Source organism: Pedobacter sp. GW456-11-11-14-TSB4, from assembly GCF_059424425.1.
Genome location: NZ_JBWKZK010000005.1, coordinates 85,939 through 105,472 on the forward strand (window position 1 = coordinate 85,939; position 19,534 = coordinate 105,472).

A 19,534-nucleotide genomic window follows, 5' to 3' on the forward strand; every position below is an offset into this window, starting at 1 on the left:
CTTGATACTTGATACTCGCTACTTGATACTCGCTACTTGATACTCTTTTAATCATCAGGCATTAAAATTTCGGCAATTTCTGTAAAGCCTTTTTCAGCAGCTAAGTCGGCAGGTAGTTTACCACCCTCCATTCTTAAAGTAACTTCTGCACCGTGTTCTAACAATAAAATAATCAATTCTATATTACCCAATTGAGCTGCAGAATGTAATGGCGCAACGCCAGATTTTTGACAAACATTTGGATAAGCACCTGCATCTAACAGCATTTTGGTAATGTTATAGTTGTTTGCCGCAACAGCAGAATGAATTGGAAAAACATTGTACCCATTTTTGCTTGCTACATTAACCTCGGCACCTTTTAATACTAAAAAACGAGCAATTTCTTCATGGCCAAAGTAGCATGCTAAGCCTAAAGGTGTAAAACCATCTATAGAAAATTGGTTAACAGAAGCTGGGTTCTTAAATAACAGTAGTGTAACATCATCAAATTTACCAACTGCACAAGCATCAAATAAATTTAGTTCGGGTACAAACTCTGCAATTGCTTTTGCAATTTCTGGCTTTTTGTAATAACAAGCCAACAGAATAGGTGATATTTGATGAGAGGTTGTTTGCTTAGCTAACTCAGGCTTTTGAGATAATAATGCAATTACCTGATCAAGTTGATCATTTTCGATGAGTGATTCGAGCTGCGAGATGTCCATTTTAGCGCCTTAATAAATCTAACGCTTAAATTAACAAAAATTATTTGAGATTGTGCTAATCAAAGCTGTGGAATTAGTTTTTAAAAATTAACCCTTTTTAATTAAAGGACTGAAACTGCCTTTGTTTTAACATTAAGGCATTAAGCAAAATAAAGGCTTAATTACCTTAATTTCTTAATGTTGATTTTGCAATCTGCAACCTTTGTGTATTGTACAAACCTGCGTAAACTAAACCTGATAAAGCGAAAATATCCCGATTTTTTTTCGGGAATTGTAGCGAAAGCAGGACTTTCGGAAGCGATAGAAAAGGAATTTGCTTTTCAAAAAAAAATCCTGCCCAATAAAAATGGAGCAGGATTAACCTAAAACAAAACTATCTAAATAAACTCTTATCCAGCTTCGAAATGTAAGACTGTATTTTACTGCGAAAGTTTAATAACCATAAGTTAAAAGTTTTCATCAATGCTTTTATTTAAAAAATAATTTCTTTAAATCGTAATCGTTTATACAACACAAACAAGTATATATTTTATATTTGTTGATTAATTATAATTACGTCAAATGCCGGTAAAGGGGAATTCATTTAAGTCAAATTCATTTAAACAGGAAGCTGAGCCATCAAGAGGAGGGCAAAAGCAAACTACCAATAGAGCACCCCGGGCAAAAGTTGATATTTTACCCACTTTAGATTTTCAAAACGGGAGACTAATTAAAATAATAGGTCTGTTTTTTGTAATTCTATCTCTTTATTTTTTAGTGGCTTTTACCTCTTATTTATTTACATGGCAAGAAGATATGAGCTATGTGATTGATAAAAATGGTGGTTGGAGTAATTTATTTAAAACAACTAACGAATTAAAAAGTAATGGCATTGATGCACCAGATATTCAGAACTGGTTGGGAAAAGTTGGGGCTTTGTTATCTCATCAGTTTATTTATGAGTGGTTTGGCATTGCCTCATTTTTATTTGCATTTGTATTTTTTGTAATTGGTTACCGCCTGTTATTTAAGGTTAAAATTTTTGGTATAGAAAAAGTATTAGGCTATAGTTTGTTCTTTTTATTGTTTCTATCGTTAACTTTTGGCTTTGCTCATTCCTTTTTCTCCGATCAACCGTATTTTGTAGAAGGTGAATTTGGTTTTTTTACCAATCAATTGTTAATTGCTCAAATTGGGCAGGCCGGGGTTGGTGGTCTAATCGTTTTTTTAGGTTTATCTATTTTAATTATCGCCTATAACATCGATTTTAAAATTCCGGAGAGAAATAAAGAGGTGTTTTTAGACAATGAAGTGCCTGATTATGTAAATGATATTAGAGAAGAGGCTGCGAAAAATAAGATGGTAGAAGAAGAGCCAACTGGGCCTGTTGAGTTTAGTATTAATGACAGATATAAAAACGAACCTAAAAAAGAACAGAATATTGTTTTAACACCAAGCAGATTTGAAGAAAAAACTGAAAGGGTTGAAGATGTGATTGCGGCTCCATTGGCTACTAATGTAATGTTAACGCCAACTGTTACTGTTGCTGCTGCGCCAGTTGAAGTCGTACCAGAACCAAGCTTTACCGTCGAAAAAAGCGAGGAAGAAGCTAAGGCTGATGGATTGGTTGAGCAGTTTGGGCACTATGATGAAAAGTTAGATTTATCCGGCTATCAATATCCTAATCTGGATTTGCTAGAAAATTATGGCTCTAATAAAATATCGGTTAATGCTGATGAATTAGAAGCTAATAAAAATAAAATTGTAGAAACTTTAAATCATTACAATATAGAAATTGATAAGATTAAAGCTACTATTGGTCCAACGGTTACTTTATACGAGATTATTCCAGCACCTGGTGTTAGAATTTCGAAAATTAAAAACTTAGAAGATGATATTGCTTTAAGTTTAGCGGCTTTGGGTATTCGTATTATTGCACCTATGCCGGGCAAAGGTACTATTGGTATTGAGGTACCAAACCAACATCCAGAAATGGTATCGATGCGAAGTATTTTAAATACCGAAAAGTGGTCGCAGAATACTATGGATTTGCCAATAGCTTTAGGTAAAACGATTAGCAATGAAGTGTTTATTGCCGATTTGGCTAAAATGCCTCACTTATTAGTGGCAGGTGCTACTGGGCAAGGTAAATCGGTAGGTATAAATGCTATTTTGGTTTCGTTGTTGTTTAAAAAACATCCAGCACAGCTGAAATTTGTTTTGGTTGATCCTAAAAAAGTTGAGCTTACGCTATTTAACAGAATTGAAAGACACTTTTTAGCTAAGTTACCAGGCGAAGCTGATGCTATTATCACAGATACTAAAAAAGTGGTAAATACTTTAAATTCATTGTGTATTGAGATGGATCAGCGTTATGATTTGTTGAAAGATGCACAAGTAAGGAATTTAAGGGAGTATAACGATAAATTTATCAAGCGTAAGCTTAACCCAAATAATGGCCACCGCTTTTTACCATTTATTGTATTGGTAGTAGATGAGTTTGCCGATTTAATGATGACAGCTGGTAAAGAAGTTGAGGCTCCGATTGCCCGATTAGCACAATTGGCTCGTGCGATTGGTATTCACTTGGTTTTAGCTACACAAAGACCATCAGTAAATATTATTACGGGTACAATTAAAGCAAACTTCCCGGCTAGGTTGGCGTTTAGGGTATTGTCTAAAATAGATTCGAGAACAATTTTAGACAGTGGTGGTGCCGATCAATTGATTGGTAGAGGAGATATGCTACTTTCTACTGGTAGCGACTTAATAAGGCTACAGTGTGCTTTTGTTGATACACCAGAAGTAGATCGAATTTCGGAATTTATTGGTAACCAAAGAGGATATCCTGATGCATATCAGTTACCAGAATACGTTGATGAAAACGCAGAATCTAATAAGGCAGATTTTGATCCAGATGACAGAGATCCATTGTTTGAAGAAGCAGCGCAGCTGATTGTTACACATCAGCAAGGCTCAACCTCATTAATTCAGCGTAAAATGAAACTAGGTTATAATAGAGCAGGTAGAATTATAGATCAATTAGAGGCAGCAGGTGTTGTTGGTCCGTTTGAAGGAAGCAAGGCCAGAGAAGTTTTATTGCCCGATCAGTATGCTTTGGAACAATTCTTGAATAACCTAGGCAAGAGACAATAATTATTATCCTGATAGGGAAAATTTAAACATTAAAGATGAAAAAGATAATATTAGCCTTATTTGTAGTAAGCACTTTAGGTTTAACTGCAAACGCACAAACAGACGCAAAAGCTAAAGCAATTTTAGCAGAAGTAAGTAAAAAATACCGTACTTATAATATTGTTAAAACAGATTTTACTTTTACTTTAAACAATGCACAAGCAAAAGTTAAAGAAACACAACAAGGTACTTTATATGTAAAAGCAAATGCTAATAAATATAAAGTTGCGATGACAAACCAAGATTTGATTAGTGATGGTAAAGTGCAATGGACTTATTTGAAGAATGATAAGGAAGTACAGATTACTAATGTAGATAACAGCAGTGATGCAATTAATCCGGCTCAAATTTTTACCATTTACGAAAAAGGGTTTAAATACATCTATACAGGAGAAAATAAAGTTGGTTCAAAAACTTACCAAATGATAGATTTATCTCCAACAGATACTAAAAAGAATGTATTTAAGGTTCGTTTAAGTATTGATAAAGCATTAAAGCAGATTGCTAATGTGGTTATTTTTGAGAAAAACGGAAATACTTATACTTATAACGTAAAAACTTTTACTCCAAATGCAAAAGTGCCAGAAACTACTTTCGCTTTTGATACCAAAAAATACCCTGGTGTAGAGGTGGTTGATTTACGCTAATTAAATTGATATTAAAATGAGAAAAGGTTTGGACAAATTGTTCAAACCTTTTCTGTTTTAGTGGTTTTTTAAGTATAATTGCTCTGCATTCAATTGTTATGCTGAGCTTATCGAAGCATCTTATTATTATAAATTTTGAAAATCACTTTTTTAGGTACAGGTACATCTCAGGGCATTCCGGTAATTGGATGTGGTTGCGCTGTGTGTAAATCTGCAGATCATAAAGATAAACGTTTAAGGGTTTCTTTGCTTTTGGAAATGGGCGAAACCACCATTGTAATAGATAGTGGTCCGGATTTTAGGTATCAGATGTTAAGAGCTGGTGTGATGGATTTGGATGCGATTTTGTATACGCATGAGCACAAGGATCATGTTGCTGGTTTAGATGACATTAGGCCATTTAACTATATCCTTAAAAAACACATTGATATTTACGCAGATACCCGTGTACAAGAGGCTTTAAAAAGAGAATTTTCTTATATTTTCTCTGATGTAAAATATCATGGATTGCCATTAATCAACTTATATACTGTTGGAGATGAGCCTTTCGAGGTGAAGGGTAATTTAGTTACGCCAATAGATGTGATGCACTATAAACTACCTATTAAAGGTTACCGAATTGGTGATTTTACTTACATTACTGATGCAAAAACAATTTCTGAAGCATCTTTGGCAAAGATAAAAGGTAGCAAAGTGTTGGTAATTAATGCCTTGCAAAAGGAAGATCATATTTCTCATTTTACTTTAGCAGAAGCCATTGAATTTGCGAATACCGTAGGAGCTGATACCACTTATTTTACCCACATGAGCCATAATTTAGGTTTACATGCGGATATTGAAAAAGAATTGCCTGCAAACATTAAATTGGCATTTGATGGTTTAAGTTTTGAAGTAGATTGATATATTTGTAGCACACCTACCCAGGTGGCGAAATTGGTAGACGCACCAGCTTGAGGGGCTGGCGCCCTTAAGGGTGTGGGAGTTCGAATCTCCTCTTGGGTACAAAAAACCTTTTCATCTTAAAAGGTTCTAATATTTATAAACTTACCTGTAACATGCATATCAAGCTATGTTTTTTAAAAACCTGGAGCAAAAAATAGAGCTCAATTGGGGTTTTTAATCATTGACAAATAAAAAATAACGAGAAAAACTCTGATCAACATATTTAGCAGATTTTATATACTGCTTGCCATTTTTAATTTTCGTGCAATAGTCTGTAGTTAGGTAGTCATCAAATTTATAATCACCACCAATATAATCTTTAAGTACTTTAACCTTATTAAATGTGATGTTAGAAATGGTAACGGTATAACTGTAATCGTTAACAAGAATAAAAACATTGGCAGATAAGGGGTGATTAAAAATTAATGCCGTACCTAGGTTTGATCCTCCGTAAAGTCTAAAATCTATCATGAAATTTGTAAGGTCCCCTCTAATTTTATCAAAACTTTGTAAATTCGAGTCTAAAAATTTAAAATTAGGCAGCGATTTAAGAAAAATCTCTAATCCATCTCTTAAGGTTTTTTGCGTTAGTTTAGAGCTATATTTTTTTTCAAAAATTACAGTACTGTATTTGATTACAATGGATGTTCCATAAACGCTATCCAAAACTCCATATGATAGTTTATCTTTAATTTTATCGGCTTGTGCAAAAACTGCAAATGGCAGAAACATAAGAATGATGAAGATTTTCATAAAATGAATTTATCATATTTTTTTGTAAGAATCTATCTTACCTGAAATTTATCCCTGTATTGTGTTGGAGTCATGCCTACGTTTTTCTTAAAGATTTTTCTGAAAGCCTTTGGGTCATTGTAACCAGAATTAAAAATTACCTCGGTCATTTGTTTATTGGTGTTTTCTAACAATTTTTTAGCTGCTTCTATACGGGTTTGTTGCAGGTATTCGATAGGAGTAATGCCTGTAATTTGTTTAAATCGTCTAACAATATTTCTTCTACTGGCAGGTATATCCTTAATTAGTTCTTCAATTGTAGCAGCATCATGAAAATTAGCTTCAATTTTATCTTGTGCAATAGCTACCAAATCATCATTGTGGTTTCTTGATGGCATGAATGTGCTGAAATAAGATTGTTTATCTCTATCCATATCTATGGCGAAAATTTTTGCAATTTTAATAGCCATTTCTTTACCACAAAATTCTTGTATTAAATGCAACAGCAAATGAAATGATGAGGTTGCACCACCACTTGTATATAATCGTCCATCTTGCGTTACAGTTTTATCAACTTTAAGTTTCACCTGCGGAAAAGAATTTGCAAAGCCATTACTTGCGTCTACATGAGTTGTGGCAATCTTACCATTTAACAATCCGCTAGCTCCAAGTAAAAATGCACCAGTACAAAAAGTAGCTATACCTGCTCCTTGTTGATATTGCTGCACGATATTTGGTATACAACGTACATTTTCCTTGATCGTTTGTTCCATATCATCAGTAGTAAAAGCCGGAATTAGTATAAGATCCATTTGTTCTGCTTTGCTTATTTCTTGTAATTGATAACCAAAAGCTTCCTTTTGTTGCTCAGCAAAATCTTGTACGGCTAAAATTTTAATGTCAAAAGGCTCCGGTAGCTTATCAAATCGGTAATTTTTATTTACAGTTTCAAACACATCTAAAATTGCCGCAACACTAAGCAGCTTGTAATTTTTACTTAATAAAATCGCTATCCTTTTCATCAATTATAATTTTCTCTAACTAAATTATAAAATTTTGGCCTAAATGCCCCTAATATTTGACTTTAATAGCAGTTCTTATAACTACTAATTTCGCTTAACTTTAGTTTATAAAAATATATTATGGAAATTAAACCAAAAAGTAACCGATTGTATGCACTTATTGTGCTTTACGATATGCATACCACATATTTCATTAATGCTTTAGCAGGTATTAGTGATGATGATGCTCATGAAAGATTAAACACAAAAGCCAATCACATTGCTTGGCTAGCAGGTAGCTTGGTTCAAGAAAGATATGAACTTGCAAACATTTTTGGATTAGATCTAAAATCTGGAGCAGATGATTTGTTTGCTTCCCACAAAGGTATCCAGGATTTAGAAAGATATCCAGCATTGTCTGAATATGAAAAGGATTGGAAAAAAATAACGCCAATTTTACGAGATAGATTATTGGATGCCACAGATGAAGAATTAGATAAAATTTTAACCTATCCTGGAATGAGCTTTTCGGTTTTTGAAATGACTTCATTTGATATTTATCGTGAAGCCAACTGTATTGGTCAAATCGCTTTATGGCGCAGATTATTAGGTTATGAAGCCATAAACTATATGTAAATTAATTAAATAATAAATATATGATAGTTAATCCGTACTTAAACTTTAACGGTAATACCGAAGAGGTTTTTAATTTTTACAAATCAATTTTTGGTGGTGAGTTTATATCGTTAATGCGTTTTAAAGATTTGCCTGCAGGCGAAAATTTAGAGGATGGTTGTGCAGAAGGAATAGCCGACGACGAAGGAAACAAAATTATGCACATCGCTTTAAATATAGGCTCAACCACACTTATGGGAACAGATGTGCCTGCAAATATGGAGGCAGTTAAATTTGGAACCAATGTATCTCTTTGCATTAGTGTAGATAATGAGGGAGATGCTGATCGGTTTTTTGCAGGCTTAAGTGAAGGTGGCACTGTACAAATGCCTATGCAAAATACTTTTTGGGGAGATTATTATGGTATGTTAACAGATAAATACGCCACACAGTGGATGATCAGTTTTAACGCAGCCTTTAAATCATAAATATATTTAAAGGACGGGATTTTTTTATAGAATTTGGTTTGGTTAATTGATACAACATGGTTGAAGTTTTTAAAAGTAATGTTTTTTATGAATTGGATGCTCATAAACTCATATTGTTAATCCATCAAACATTTAATCATTACCAAGCCAATTTCGATTTAGAGGATTGCGATCGTATCTTGAGAATAAAATCGGAAACTGAGCTAATTGATAATCTCTCAGTGATCTCACTTTTAAAACAAAATGGATTTAATGCTGAGGTATTAGCTGATGATTTTGAACCTATAACATCGGATAATTTGTAATGATTTTTCTATGATCTACAATCATATCTCAGTTTTGGTTTAAAAATACCGATCGAATTGCTAAATTAGCATACATTAAAACCTATTTGTATGCTAAAGAAATTCTTAATTTTATTATTATTTACCGCCTCAACACAGTTAGTTATTGCCCAATCTAAGGATGATATTTTAGGTAAATGGCTCAATTCTTCTGGAGAAGGGCAGATTGAAATTTTTAAAAAAGGCGATAAATACTTCGGCAAATTAGTTTGGATAAAGGAACCTAATGAAAATGGAAAGCCTAAAACAGACGTTAAAAATCCGACTGCAAGTTTAAGATCAAAACCTATTTTGGGTTTAGAAATTGTAAAAGACTTTGTTTATGAGGATAAGGAATATGTTGATGGAAAAGTTTATGATCCAAAAACAGGTAAAACTTACAGCGGTAAAATGACTTTAGAAGGCGCTAATAAGCTTAATATGAGAGGTTTTATTGGTATTTCTTTAATAGGCAGAACCGAAGCTTGGAAACGAGTAAAATAGCAAAACACTCACGTAATGTCAATCTGAGGTTTTCGAAAACGATGTATGCTCAGTTTTATAATTTTCTTCCAAAAATACCCATTAACATGAAAAAAAGTCTTTTGTCACTTTTACTTATTTTACCATTGATCAGCTTTGCGCAAAGTTTTACGCTTAAACAATTAGCATCTGGTAAAAATACAAGTATGCGTGGTTTATCTGTACTGTCTGACTCAGTTGCGTGGGTAAGTGGTAGTGGCGGTTACGTTGGCAAAACCCTAGATGGCGGTAAAACTTGGGAGTGGATGCAGCCAAAAGGCTACGAGAAATTAGACTTTAGAGATATCGAAGCTTTCGACAAATTAAAAGCAATAGTAGTAAATGCCGGTTCGCCAGCTTATATTTTAAAAACCGTAGATGGTGGTAAAAACTGGACTGAAGTTTACAAAAATACAGACTCTGCAATATTTTTAGATGGTATGGCATTTTGGGATAATCAGCAAGGAATAATTTTTGGTGACCCGATAAAGAACAAAATGCAGCTTTTAAAAACTGAAGATGGTGGGATGACTTGGCAAAATATTTCATCTCACTTAAAAAAAGAACTTAAAGTGGGTGAAGCTGGCTTTGCCGCTAGTGGAACAACAATTACAACTGCCCCAGGCGGTAAAGTTTGGGTTGCTACAGGTGGGGCTGTTTCTAACATTTATTATTCGGCTAATTTTGGTCATACCTGGAAAGTTTTTCCGTTACCGATTTTGCAAGGAGAAAGCAGCACAGGGCCATTTTCTATTGCTTTTTTAAACTCAAAAAAAGGGATTGCCGTTGGCGGAAATTATTTAAAGGATAAAGAGAATGAGAATAATGTATTGATAACTAAAAATGGGGGTAAAAGTTGGTCAAAACCAGCAAAACCCGTTTTAGGTTATCGCTCTGCGGCAGCTTACTTTACTGATCAAATTTGTTTTGCAACAGGTTCATCTGGCACCGATTATTCTTTAGATGGCGGTAATACTTGGAATTATATTTCTTCACAAAATTTTAATGCTCTGCAAAAGGCAAAAAAAGGAAGTTTGGTTTTGCTAACAGGAAATAAAGGAAATATTTTTCAATTGATATGGTAATAAAAAAACTTGTAAGGTTTGCTAAATCCCTACGACTAAGAACCAAACTTAAAATTTAAATCAGATGAAAAAACTATTGTTATCAAGCTTTGCTTTGTTAATAACCTTGCAGATTTTTGCTCAAACACCGTTAAAAATTGGCGATAAAGCACCTTTGTTTGACTTAAAAGATAACGCAGGTAAGCAAATAGATCTTAAGAAAATCTTACACGAATATAAATCTGTTGTACTGTTTTTTTACCGCGGTCAATGGTGCCCACATTGCAATAAGCATATTAAAAATTTACAAGATAGTTTGCAATTGCTATCGGCTAAAGGCGCATATGTTATTGGTGTTTCTCCAGAAACTTCGGCTGGTATTGATAAAACCATTGCAAAAACCAAAGCTTCATTCAGTATCATAAGCGATAGAGATTATAAAATTATGAAAGCCTATAAAGTTGATTATGTAATGGAACCAGGTTTAGCAGATCGATACAAAAAAGGTGGTTTAGATGTTGCGATGGCAAACGGACAATCAGATTATGTATTGCCAGTTCCTGCAACCTATATCATTAATAAAGATGGTAAAATAAAATATGTTTTCTTCGATAAAGATTACAAGAAGCGACCTTCAGTTAAAAATTTAATAGCTAATTTATAAAAAATAGAACCCTGAAAAATTAAAGTTTCAGGGTTTTTTGTTTCAACCTATATCAATCCTCTGTCATAAATCGGCTATTTTTCTGATATAAAGATCCATTGGCGAAACATATATTTACCTTTGTTGTTTAACAAAAATGTTAAACATAATTGTAAATGGCGCAACGAGATACAGGGACGGAACAATTAATTAAAGATACCGCAAAGCGGATATTTTTTTCTGAAGGTAAGTTGCATGCAACCACACAAGATATTGCAGATGCGGCTGGCGTAAACCGTACGCTAGTAAATTATTATTTCAGATCAAGAGATATTCTTTTTGAGCAAGTTGCTTTAGAAGCAAGAGAAGAAATGTCTGCAGTGTTAGATCATGTTTTTACCGCACAATTAGCATTCAAAGAAAAACTTCAGCAGCTTATAAATGTTTTTATGGATCAGGCAATGAAATTTCCCTATCGGGAAGTATATATCGTCACTGAATTAAATAGAACGGATAAAGCAGTGCCAGAAGAAAAAAAGGTAAGAATTAAAGCTTTTTTAACAGAAATAAGTGATGAAATGAATGCTGGAAAAATTAAAAAAATGGATCCTCGTCAATTTTTAATGAATTTATTTTCATTAATGGCTTATCCTTTAATCACCAACTGTTTAAATAAATCTATCTATAATATAAACGATACAGATTATTTAAAACTAATGAAAGATAGAAAGAAATTAATTTTCGAAATGATATATCAATAAAAAATGAAACACACCAATAATCCTAGCATAAATATGAAAACAACAATCCGATTAACATTTTTTTTATCTCTAGCGCTTTTTATAGCTTCTTGTGGTGGCAAAGATGAAAAAGCTGCTCAGGCTGCGGCTGCAGCAGCTGGGCCACAACAATATCCAGTTTTTGCAGTTAGTGCTCAATCAACCACATTAGACTCAGAGTATCCTGCCACTATAGAGGGCATAGAAAATGTTGATATCAGACCTAGGGTTGATGGATTTATTGAAAGAATTTTTGTTGATGAAGGAGCAGTTGTAAAAAAAGGTCAGCTGTTGTTTACCATTAACGCACCACAATACGAACAGCAGGTAAGAACTGCAAGTGCAGCAATAAGTAGTGCCGAGGCAGATGTAAATGCCGCTCAGTTGCAAGTTAATAAAACAAAACCTTTGGTTGATAAAGATATCATCAGCAAATATGAATTAGATGCTGCCCAATTAACCTTACAAAGCAGAAGAGCTGCATTAGCTCAGGCTAAGGCGGCTTTGGTTAATGCAAAAGTGAATTTGGGTTATACACGTATAACTAGTCCGGTTAATGGGGTAGTAGGTAGTTTGCCATTTAAAGCTGGGAGTTTGGTAAGTGGTACAAATGCTGAGCCATTAACAACAATATCTAACACAGCAAAAGTTTTTGCTTATTTCTCTTTAAATGAGAAACAATTGTTAGATTTTTCTAACACTTATCAAGGTAAAACTTTAGCTGAGCAGATGAAAAATATCCCTCCTGTGACCTTAGTTTTAGCCGATGGAAGTATATATGCGCAAGATGGGAAAATAGAATCTATTAACGGCCAAATCAATACAGGTACAGGATCTGCAAGTTTAAGAGCCACTTTTCCGAATGCTAAATCTATTTTAAAAAATGGAGCAAGTGCTACCGTTCGTATTCCTCAAAATGTAAAAGATGTGATTTTACTCCCTCAAAAATCAACAACAGATTTACAGGGCAAGAAGTTCGTATACGTACTAGGCGACTCGGCAAAAGTGATAAACACCCCGATAGAAGTGATGCAAGTTACCAAAGGCAAGTTTTATGTAGTTACCAAAGGTTTAAAAGCAGGCGATAAAGTGGTTCTAGAAGGTTTCCAATCTTTAAAAGACAATACTAAAATCAAACCTCAAGAACTCAATACCGATTCAGTTTACGCAGAAGTTAAAAAATAGATTAATCGTAAATCAAAAATCGTACATCGTAAATTCAAATTATGTTTAAAAAATTTATAGATAGACCAGTTTTATCAACTGTTATATCAATTATCATAGTTATACTGGGTATTTTGGGTTTGGTTACCTTGCCTGTATCTCAGTATCCCGAAATTGCACCACCAACAGTCCAAGTTTCTGCATCATATCAAGGGGCAAATGCTGATGTGGTAATGAATAGTGTGGTTATTCCACTAGAAGAACAAATTAATGGTGTTGAAGACATGACTTATATGACTTCTAGCGCCAGTAATGATGGTACAGCAACCATTACTGTCAATTTTAAATTAGGTACAAATGCAGATTTAGCTGCGGTTAACGTACAGAATAGAGTTGCCAGAGCAAGTAGTTTATTGCCCGCAGAGGTAACACGTTCTGGTGTGGTTACCGCCAAAAGACAGGCAAGTAATGTGCTAATCTTTGTTATTCATAGTGATAATGCAGCGTACGATCAGAAATTTTTGCAGAACTACGCCAACATTAACATTATCCCTCAAATTAAAAGGATAACTGGAGTTGGTGATGCAAGCTCATTTGGGCAAATGGATTACAGTATGCGACTTTGGCTTAAGCCAGATGTAATGGCAACTTATGGTTTAATACCGAATGATGTGAATTTGGCTTTAGCCGAACAAAATGTGGAAGCTGCCCCAGGTCAATTTGGTGAGCAAGGCGACCAATCTTTCCAATACACCATCAAATATACAGGTAGGTTAAAAACCGAACAAGAATTTAGCAATATCATTATTAAAGCAGATGCAAACGGACAAGTTTTGCGCTTAAAAGATATTGCCCGAATTGAATTAGGTGCTTTAAGTTATGCAAGTACTTCAAAATACAATGGTAATTCATCAATTGGTATTGCCATTAACCAAACTGCAGGTTCAAATGCAAAAGAGGTTATCGAAACATCTTTAAAAACATTAGAAGAAGCATCAAAATCATTTCCCAAAGGGATACATTACACTTCTTTGGTAAACGTTAACGATTTCTTAGATGCCTCAATTGAGAAGGTAATACACACGCTAATCGAGGCATTTATATTGGTGTTTATAGTTGTATTTATCTTTTTACAAGATTTACGTTCAACTTTAATTCCAGCTATTTCAGTTCCAGTTGCTATTATTGGTACCTTCTTTTTCTTGAGTATGTTTGGGTTTACCATCAATTTATTAACCTTATTTGCCTTGGTATTGGCCATTGGTATTGTGGTAGATGATGCGATTGTAGTCGTCGAGGCCGTTCATGCCAAGTTAGATAGTGGTTATACTTCTGCCAAAAAAGCAACTGTAGATGCAATGGAAGACATTACTGGAGCAATTATCTCTATTACTTTAGTAATGGCTGCGGTATTTATCCCAGTAAGTTTTATCGAAGGTTCATCAGGAGTTTTTTACAAACAATTCGGTTTAACATTAGCTATCGCGATTATCTTGTCAGCTGTAAATGCATTAACGCTAAGTCCGGCTTTGTGTGCTTTGTTGTTAAAACCTCATGCAGCAGACCACGATAAGCCAAAAAACTTTATGCAACGCTTTTATGTAGGTTTTAATACTGCATTTGAGTTAATGACGAATAGATATAAAAAATCGGTTTCATTTTTATCTCGCAAAAAATGGATTCCTATTGTTGGTATTTTAGCTTTTGTGGGCATCTTAGTTTGGACAATGAATACCACACCAAAAGGTTTTGTGCCTAACGAAGATTTAGGTGTAATCATGTCTGATATCTCTTTGCCTGCCGGTACATCGCAAGAAGAAACAAATGTTATTATCACACAGATTGATAAAATAGTTCGCGACATTCCAGAAGTAAAAAGTGCTTTAAGAATTGTGGGTAGAAGTATGATCAGTGGTTCTGGTAGTTCTTACGGTATGGTAATTACCCGTTTAAAACCTTGGGACGAAAGAAAAAGAGATGTAAAAGAAATTATTGGTGAGTTGTTTGCAAAAACTGCCGGAATTAAAGGTGCAAAAATCATTTTCTTTGCGCCACCAACTATCCAAGGTTTTGGTACCAGTGGTGGTTTCGAATTTCAGTTACAAGATAAAACTGGTGGCGATATCAATAAGTTTAATGATGTTGGTAACGCCTTTTTAGCTGCGTTAGCTAAACGTCCAGAAATTCAGTATGCATCAACTTCTTTTAATCCAAATTTCCCTCAATATCAAATTGATGTTAACGTGGCAAAAGTAAAACAAGCTGGTTTAACAGTAACTGATGTGTTGGGTGTTTTGCAAGGTTATTTTGGAGGTGTTTATGCGTCAAACTTTAACCAATTTGGTAAGCAATTTAGGGTAATGTATCAGGCTGATGCATCTTATCGTGCTAACCCAGAAAACCTAAATAGCATCTTTGTTCGCAATAATAAAGGCGCAATGGCACCTGTCAGTGAGTTTATCAATTTAACAAAGGTTTATGGGCCACAAGCTATTTCTCGCTTTAATTTGTACACTTCAATTGCTGTTACAGGAGCGCCTAAAGCTGGTTTTAGTTCTGGTGATGCATTAAAAGCAGTTGAGGAAGAAGCTGCTATACATTTACCAGCTGGATATGGATATGAATTTTCAGGCTTATCTCGTGAGGAAATGGCCGGAGGAAACCAAACCATATTTATCTTTTTATTGTGCGTAATCTTCGTTTACTTTTTGTTAGCTGCACAGTACGAAAGTTACATTTTGCCTCTAGCGGTGTTAATTTCTTTACCTATCGGATTGGCAGGTGTATTTATATTCGACAAAATATTTGTGGTAGATAATAATATTTATACCCAAATCACACTAATTATGCTTGTTGGTTTACTAGCCAAAAACGCCATTTTGATTGTAGAATATGCGGTAGATAGAAGAAAGAAAGGAATGTCGATTGTAAATGCAGCGATTGAAGGTGCAACAGCACGTTTGCGACCAATTTTAATGACCTCTTTTGCCTTTATCTTAGGTTTATTACCATTGATGTTGTCGTCTGGAGTAGGTGCTGCTGGTAATAGATCAATTGGTACTGGTGCTGTAGGAGGGATGTTAATTGGAACTATTTTCGGAATTTTTGTAATTCCAACATTGTTCATCATCTTCCAAACTTTGCAAGAAAAAGTGAGCAACAAATCTCCATTTGATGAAGATGCTAAAATCGAATCAGAAGATGAATTAGCATTAGCAAACACAAATCGCGAAAATTAATATTTATAAAAATGAAATTGATCTATAAACATTCACTTGTAATTATTGGCTTCGGCGTATTAATTTTAAGTGCTTGCGTAACAAAAAAATACGAAACTCCAAAGGTTACTACAGAAAATTTGTATCGCGATAGCAATACAAATGATACCACAACTATTGCAGATTTACCTTGGAAAAATCTTTTTAATGACGCCAATTTGCAAACTCTAATTCAGCAAGGTTTAAATGAAAATTTAGATTTAAAACAAGCGATTGAACGAATTAGAATTGCTCAAGCTACCTTACAACAAAGCAGAGCTGCATTTTTACCAACGCTGCAAGCAGATGTTTCGGTTACTGATGCAAAGCAATCTCAGGCGGCTCTAAACTTTCCGCCAGGAGTGAACATAAATTTAGAAACCCAAACTTACCGTGCTCAATTAAGCACAAGTTGGGAAGCCGACATTTGGGGTAAATTAAGCAGTGCAAAAAGAGCATCTTATGCCAATTTGTTACAAACTGATGCTGCAAAAAGAGCTGTGCAAACACAATTAATTGCCAATATTGCCAATGCTTATTACAATTTGTTGGCTTTAGATAAACAGCTAAAAATTACTTTAGAAACCGTTAAAAGTAGAGCTAACAATGTAGAAACCATGAAAGCACTTAAAGAAGGTGCTTTGGTAAACGGTGCTGCAGTTGTGCAAAGCGAAGCAAATTTATATGCTGCAGAAGTTACCATTCCGGATTTAAAAAGAAATATTAGGGAAACTGAAAATGCTTTGAATGTTTTGTTGGCAAGGGTGCCTGGTACAATTTTACGTTCAGATTTAGATACCCAAACTCCGTATAGCGATTTGCAAATAGGCGTTTCAACTCAGTTATTAAAAAACAGACCCGATGTGCAAGCAGCCGAACTAAGTTTTAGAGCTGCATTTGAAAATACAAATGTTGCCAAAACATTTTTCTATCCATCTTTAACTTTAACTGCAAACGGTGGTTTAGCTACGCTACAAATGGCAGATTTCTTTAACAATTCTGTATTTTATAATATTATTGGTGGTATAACGCAGCCAATTTTTGCTCGTGGACAAAATAAAGCTCGTTTAACAACGGCACAAGCACAACAACAACAAGCTTTTTATACCTTTCAGCAAACGCTATTAACCAGCGGACAAGAAGTTTCTAATGCGCTTTATGCCTACCAAACTGCTACAGAGAAAGAAACTACAAGAGCTAAGCAGATTGCTTCTTTAACTAAAGCTGTAGATTTTACGCAAGAGTTGCTACGCTACAGTTCGGCAACAAATTATACCGATGTGTTAACTTCTGAGCAAAGTTTATTAGCCGCACAACTTAGCGGTGTAAGCGATAAATTACAAAAACTGCAAGCTGTGGTTAATTTATATCGTGCATTAGGCGGTGGCTGGAAATAATTTTAATCATTAAATGAGCAATCAAGGTTCGTAGCAGTACGAACCTTTTTTGTTTTGTGCTGTTTCTGGTTTATTTTAACCTACCTTGCCAATCGGCGGTCGCCGATTAAATCCAGTTTATTGGAAAATATATTTAATGGCCTAATTAATAGTTTTATTGCAGAAAAGGTTGGTATAGCTAATGATTTTTTAAGCGAGAGTTTGGCTCAACATTTAAAACAAAACTTGGTAAACCTTTATCGTACTAAATTAATGTTGCCAGCAGGTACGGGCAATCAAACAGTTGTTAATCACGATAAATTAATAAGAAGTGATGTAATTTACTGGTTAGATAGAAGTCACGATGATAAATACGAAAACGAATTTTTTGATTTAATAGATGCCTTTGTAATGTATCTTAACGAAACTTGTTATACTGGCATTACCAATTATGAGTTTCATTATACGCTTTACGAAAAGGGCAGTTTTTATAAGAAGCATATCGATCAATTTCAAGCAAATGGGAGTAGAGCTTTTTCAATGGTGATTTATTTAAATCAAAATTGGAAACCAGTTGATGGTGGTGAATTGCGAATTCATCATGGAAATAGTCAACAAAATATATCGCCAAAAAATGGTAAATCTGTGTTTTTTAAAAGTAGTGAGCTTGCTCACGAAGTTTTAGTAACAAACGAACCTCGTATGAGCATTACCGGTTGGCTAAAAACTAATTGATGGACTCATATTTTAGCATGCCATGTCCAGATCCGCCGCGGCGGAGAAGGATCTCTATCATTCAATTCATAAATGAGATTTCTTCCTGAGAAATCGTATCCTGTCGACATAAATATTAAGCTTTTTTTCGCTCTATGCCGCGAGGCATCAAACTTTTGAAGCATCAAAAGTATGCAAAAATGCTTGTCAATCCCGCTATGTGCCTTTTCACAGGCCAACGCTCATCAAAAAACAGCGGCACTTCGTTTTGTTCGTTGGCAATAAATCAAAGCATCTGCAACTCTAACACAAAACCACTGCGTTTAAGTTTTGGTAGTGCTGTTTGTTCCTTTGTGCTTCTGTTTTTTTGATCAGTCTGGAACTGGGGGTTGACGTGTGCTTAGCACAAGATAGCAACATATGAACTGAACTTACCAAATCGCCAAAAAAACAATGAGCAAAAAGATGTGTCCAAACTACAAGAGAAATCGGGATAGGTAGTTCCTCGGAATAACAAAGCTTTTTATAATAATGCGCTTATTTTCAAACACCTAATAAATAACGTCAATGGTAAGCTTGTCGGAAGAATTTTAATGTATTATTTCTTTTCAAAAAGCTCAACATCACATTAAATTTATCCTTCAACATGCTTTTTAAAATTATCTAAAATAGCTTGCCAACCATCTCTTTGCATTTCGAAAGGATTTTCATTTTCTGGATCAAAGGTCTCTACAATGTGTGTTTCAGCATCTTGTTCACTAAATGTTATTTTAACTTTTCTGCCATCGCCCATTTCATAAGCAATCAATTCATATTCAATAATTTCGGTGTAAATGCCCCAAAAATCGAAACTTACGCTACCATCCTTTGCTGCCATAGTGGTGCTAAATTTACCGCCAACACTTAAATCGTTTTCGGCATAAGGCGCATGCCAAGTATCGGCTGCAAAAGCCCACTGTTCAATATGTTCCGGCTCAGTCCAATATTCCCAAACTTTAGTTATTGGTGCATTAACCGTAGCTTCAATTGTTATTGCTGTATTTTCCATTTATGTTCTATTTAAAAGTTAAAGTTAAGCTTACGTTTAAAAATAAAAAAGGTCAAACAAGACAAAAATAGGGCGATCGAGATTTTTTTGGAGCGCAAATTTCTGCTAATAACTAACATAAGTCCCGCCAATGCTGCTGCCGAAGAAAACTCGGAATTCGCGTATGTCGGGGCTAAAATGCAAGTTTCTATGTTATTTTGACAGGTTTATAGCACAAGCCCTAAATCATAAACCTGATAGCGCCAAATAGCTTTTTTTGCCATCGGCAAAAAAACTATAGGCAATAGCAGGGCTGTCGCCCGCCAATAGCACTGTACTTTTATTTTCAAATAAATAGACAG

At 34.6% G+C, this 19,534-nt stretch carries 18 protein-coding genes and 1 tRNA gene; 15 read left to right on the forward strand and 4 right to left on the reverse strand.

What is annotated here, in order from left to right; translation table 11 throughout:
• Window positions 1-47: 47 nt before the first annotated feature.
• On the reverse strand, window positions 48-704 hold the full coding sequence (locus AC07XU_RS16195; RefSeq protein WP_494944679.1) for an ankyrin repeat domain-containing protein: 657 nt from the start codon (window positions 702-704) through the stop codon (window positions 48-50).
• Between the two features lie 561 nt (window positions 705-1,265).
• Between AC07XU_RS16195 and AC07XU_RS16200 the strand changes: the two genes are divergently transcribed.
• The 4 genes from AC07XU_RS16200 to AC07XU_RS16215 all read left to right on the forward strand — a co-directional run bounded on the left by AC07XU_RS16200 (window position 1,266) and on the right by AC07XU_RS16215 (window position 5,527).
• Window positions 1,266-3,839, forward strand: a complete 2,574-nt coding sequence (locus tag AC07XU_RS16200) for an FtsK/SpoIIIE family DNA translocase (RefSeq protein WP_494944680.1) — start codon at window positions 1,266-1,268, stop codon at window positions 3,837-3,839.
• A 35-nt stretch (window positions 3,840-3,874) separates the two neighbouring features.
• Window positions 3,875-4,525, forward strand: coding sequence for an outer membrane lipoprotein periplasmic chaperone LolA1 (lolA1, locus tag AC07XU_RS16205; protein ID WP_494944681.1), 651 nt, complete (start codon window positions 3,875-3,877; stop codon window positions 4,523-4,525).
• Between the two features lie 135 nt (window positions 4,526-4,660).
• A complete protein-coding gene (locus AC07XU_RS16210) occupies window positions 4,661-5,425 on the forward strand; it encodes an MBL fold metallo-hydrolase (RefSeq protein WP_494944682.1) in 765 nt (254 codons plus the stop codon).
• Between the two features lie 18 nt (window positions 5,426-5,443).
• Window positions 5,444-5,527 (forward strand) — tRNA-Leu (locus AC07XU_RS16215).
• Window positions 5,528-5,641: 114 nt separating this feature from the next.
• On the opposite strand, the gene AC07XU_RS16220 is transcribed toward AC07XU_RS16215, so the two are convergent.
• Both AC07XU_RS16220 and AC07XU_RS16225 read right to left on the reverse strand, forming a co-directional pair.
• A complete protein-coding gene (locus AC07XU_RS16220; RefSeq protein ID WP_494944683.1) occupies window positions 5,642-6,220 on the reverse strand; it encodes a hypothetical protein in 579 nt (192 codons plus the stop codon).
• A gap of 32 nt (window positions 6,221-6,252) precedes the next feature.
• Complete coding sequence (locus AC07XU_RS16225) at window positions 6,253-7,221, reverse strand: GlxA family transcriptional regulator (RefSeq protein WP_494944684.1); 969 nt, start codon at window positions 7,219-7,221, stop codon at window positions 6,253-6,255.
• 120 nt (window positions 7,222-7,341) lie between these two features.
• Between AC07XU_RS16225 and AC07XU_RS16230 the strand changes: the two genes are divergently transcribed.
• The 11 genes from AC07XU_RS16230 (at window position 7,342) to AC07XU_RS16280 (ending at window position 18,166) form a co-directional block, all read left to right on the forward strand.
• The gene (locus AC07XU_RS16230) at window positions 7,342-7,836 is read left to right on the forward strand and encodes a DinB family protein (protein ID WP_494944685.1); all 495 of its coding nucleotides are present in this window, start codon (window positions 7,342-7,344) and stop codon (window positions 7,834-7,836) included.
• A gap of 20 nt (window positions 7,837-7,856) precedes the next feature.
• A complete protein-coding gene (locus tag AC07XU_RS16235; RefSeq protein ID WP_494944686.1) occupies window positions 7,857-8,303 on the forward strand; it encodes a VOC family protein in 447 nt (148 codons plus the stop codon).
• A 56-nt stretch (window positions 8,304-8,359) separates the two neighbouring features.
• Window positions 8,360-8,608, forward strand: a complete 249-nt coding sequence (locus tag AC07XU_RS16240) for a hypothetical protein (protein ID WP_494944687.1) — start codon at window positions 8,360-8,362, stop codon at window positions 8,606-8,608.
• A 90-nt stretch (window positions 8,609-8,698) separates the two neighbouring features.
• Window positions 8,699-9,130 (forward strand): DUF2147 domain-containing protein, encoded by a 432-nt coding sequence (locus AC07XU_RS16245; RefSeq protein WP_494944688.1) that lies wholly within the window; start codon window positions 8,699-8,701, stop codon window positions 9,128-9,130.
• Window positions 9,131-9,216: 86 nt separating this feature from the next.
• Window positions 9,217-10,233, forward strand: coding sequence for a WD40/YVTN/BNR-like repeat-containing protein (locus AC07XU_RS16250; RefSeq protein WP_494944689.1), 1,017 nt, complete (start codon window positions 9,217-9,219; stop codon window positions 10,231-10,233).
• Between the two features lie 64 nt (window positions 10,234-10,297).
• The gene (locus tag AC07XU_RS16255) at window positions 10,298-10,876 is read left to right on the forward strand and encodes a peroxiredoxin family protein (protein ID WP_494944690.1); all 579 of its coding nucleotides are present in this window, start codon (window positions 10,298-10,300) and stop codon (window positions 10,874-10,876) included.
• Window positions 10,877-11,031: 155 nt separating this feature from the next.
• Complete coding sequence (locus AC07XU_RS16260) at window positions 11,032-11,616, forward strand: TetR/AcrR family transcriptional regulator (protein WP_494944691.1); 585 nt, start codon at window positions 11,032-11,034, stop codon at window positions 11,614-11,616.
• A 33-nt stretch (window positions 11,617-11,649) separates the two neighbouring features.
• The gene (locus AC07XU_RS16265; RefSeq protein WP_494944692.1) at window positions 11,650-12,819 is read left to right on the forward strand and encodes an efflux RND transporter periplasmic adaptor subunit; all 1,170 of its coding nucleotides are present in this window, start codon (window positions 11,650-11,652) and stop codon (window positions 12,817-12,819) included.
• Between the two features lie 41 nt (window positions 12,820-12,860).
• Window positions 12,861-16,037, forward strand: a complete 3,177-nt coding sequence (locus AC07XU_RS16270; RefSeq protein WP_494944693.1) for an efflux RND transporter permease subunit — start codon at window positions 12,861-12,863, stop codon at window positions 16,035-16,037.
• A gap of 11 nt (window positions 16,038-16,048) precedes the next feature.
• A complete protein-coding gene (locus AC07XU_RS16275; protein ID WP_494944694.1) occupies window positions 16,049-17,452 on the forward strand; it encodes an efflux transporter outer membrane subunit in 1,404 nt (467 codons plus the stop codon).
• Between the two features lie 120 nt (window positions 17,453-17,572).
• The gene (locus tag AC07XU_RS16280) at window positions 17,573-18,166 is read left to right on the forward strand and encodes a 2OG-Fe(II) oxygenase (protein ID WP_494944695.1); all 594 of its coding nucleotides are present in this window, start codon (window positions 17,573-17,575) and stop codon (window positions 18,164-18,166) included.
• Between the two features lie 613 nt (window positions 18,167-18,779).
• Here the strand turns inward: AC07XU_RS16280 and AC07XU_RS16285 are convergent.
• On the reverse strand, window positions 18,780-19,193 hold the full coding sequence (locus tag AC07XU_RS16285) for an SRPBCC family protein (protein ID WP_494944696.1): 414 nt from the start codon (window positions 19,191-19,193) through the stop codon (window positions 18,780-18,782).
• Window positions 19,194-19,534 lie beyond the last annotated feature (341 nt).

Excerpts from the sequence above, each read along its gene's own strand:
- AC07XU_RS16195 (WP_494944679.1), bottom strand. The coding sequence starts at position 704 with ATGGACATCTCGCAGCTCGAATCACTCATCGAAAATGATCAACTTGAT.
- AC07XU_RS16200 (WP_494944680.1), top strand. The coding sequence starts at position 1,266 with ATGCCGGTAAAGGGGAATTCATTTAAGTCAAATTCATTTAAACAGGAA.
- lolA1 (WP_494944681.1), top strand. The coding sequence starts at position 3,875 with ATGAAAAAGATAATATTAGCCTTATTTGTAGTAAGCACTTTAGGTTTA.
- AC07XU_RS16220 (WP_494944683.1), bottom strand. The coding sequence starts at position 6,220 with ATGAAAATCTTCATCATTCTTATGTTTCTGCCATTTGCAGTTTTTGCA.
- AC07XU_RS16225 (WP_494944684.1), bottom strand. The coding sequence starts at position 7,221 with ATGAAAAGGATAGCGATTTTATTAAGTAAAAATTACAAGCTGCTTAGT.
- AC07XU_RS16230 (WP_494944685.1), top strand. The coding sequence starts at position 7,342 with ATGGAAATTAAACCAAAAAGTAACCGATTGTATGCACTTATTGTGCTT.
- AC07XU_RS16235 (WP_494944686.1), top strand. The coding sequence starts at position 7,857 with ATGATAGTTAATCCGTACTTAAACTTTAACGGTAATACCGAAGAGGTT.
- AC07XU_RS16240 (WP_494944687.1), top strand. The coding sequence starts at position 8,360 with ATGGTTGAAGTTTTTAAAAGTAATGTTTTTTATGAATTGGATGCTCAT.
- AC07XU_RS16245 (WP_494944688.1), top strand. The coding sequence starts at position 8,699 with ATGCTAAAGAAATTCTTAATTTTATTATTATTTACCGCCTCAACACAG.
- AC07XU_RS16250 (WP_494944689.1), top strand. The coding sequence starts at position 9,217 with ATGAAAAAAAGTCTTTTGTCACTTTTACTTATTTTACCATTGATCAGC.
- AC07XU_RS16255 (WP_494944690.1), top strand. The coding sequence starts at position 10,298 with ATGAAAAAACTATTGTTATCAAGCTTTGCTTTGTTAATAACCTTGCAG.
- AC07XU_RS16260 (WP_494944691.1), top strand. The coding sequence starts at position 11,032 with ATGGCGCAACGAGATACAGGGACGGAACAATTAATTAAAGATACCGCA.
- AC07XU_RS16265 (WP_494944692.1), top strand. The coding sequence starts at position 11,650 with ATGAAAACAACAATCCGATTAACATTTTTTTTATCTCTAGCGCTTTTT.
- AC07XU_RS16270 (WP_494944693.1), top strand. The coding sequence starts at position 12,861 with ATGTTTAAAAAATTTATAGATAGACCAGTTTTATCAACTGTTATATCA.
- AC07XU_RS16275 (WP_494944694.1), top strand. The coding sequence starts at position 16,049 with ATGAAATTGATCTATAAACATTCACTTGTAATTATTGGCTTCGGCGTA.
- AC07XU_RS16285 (WP_494944696.1), bottom strand. The coding sequence starts at position 19,193 with ATGGAAAATACAGCAATAACAATTGAAGCTACGGTTAATGCACCAATA.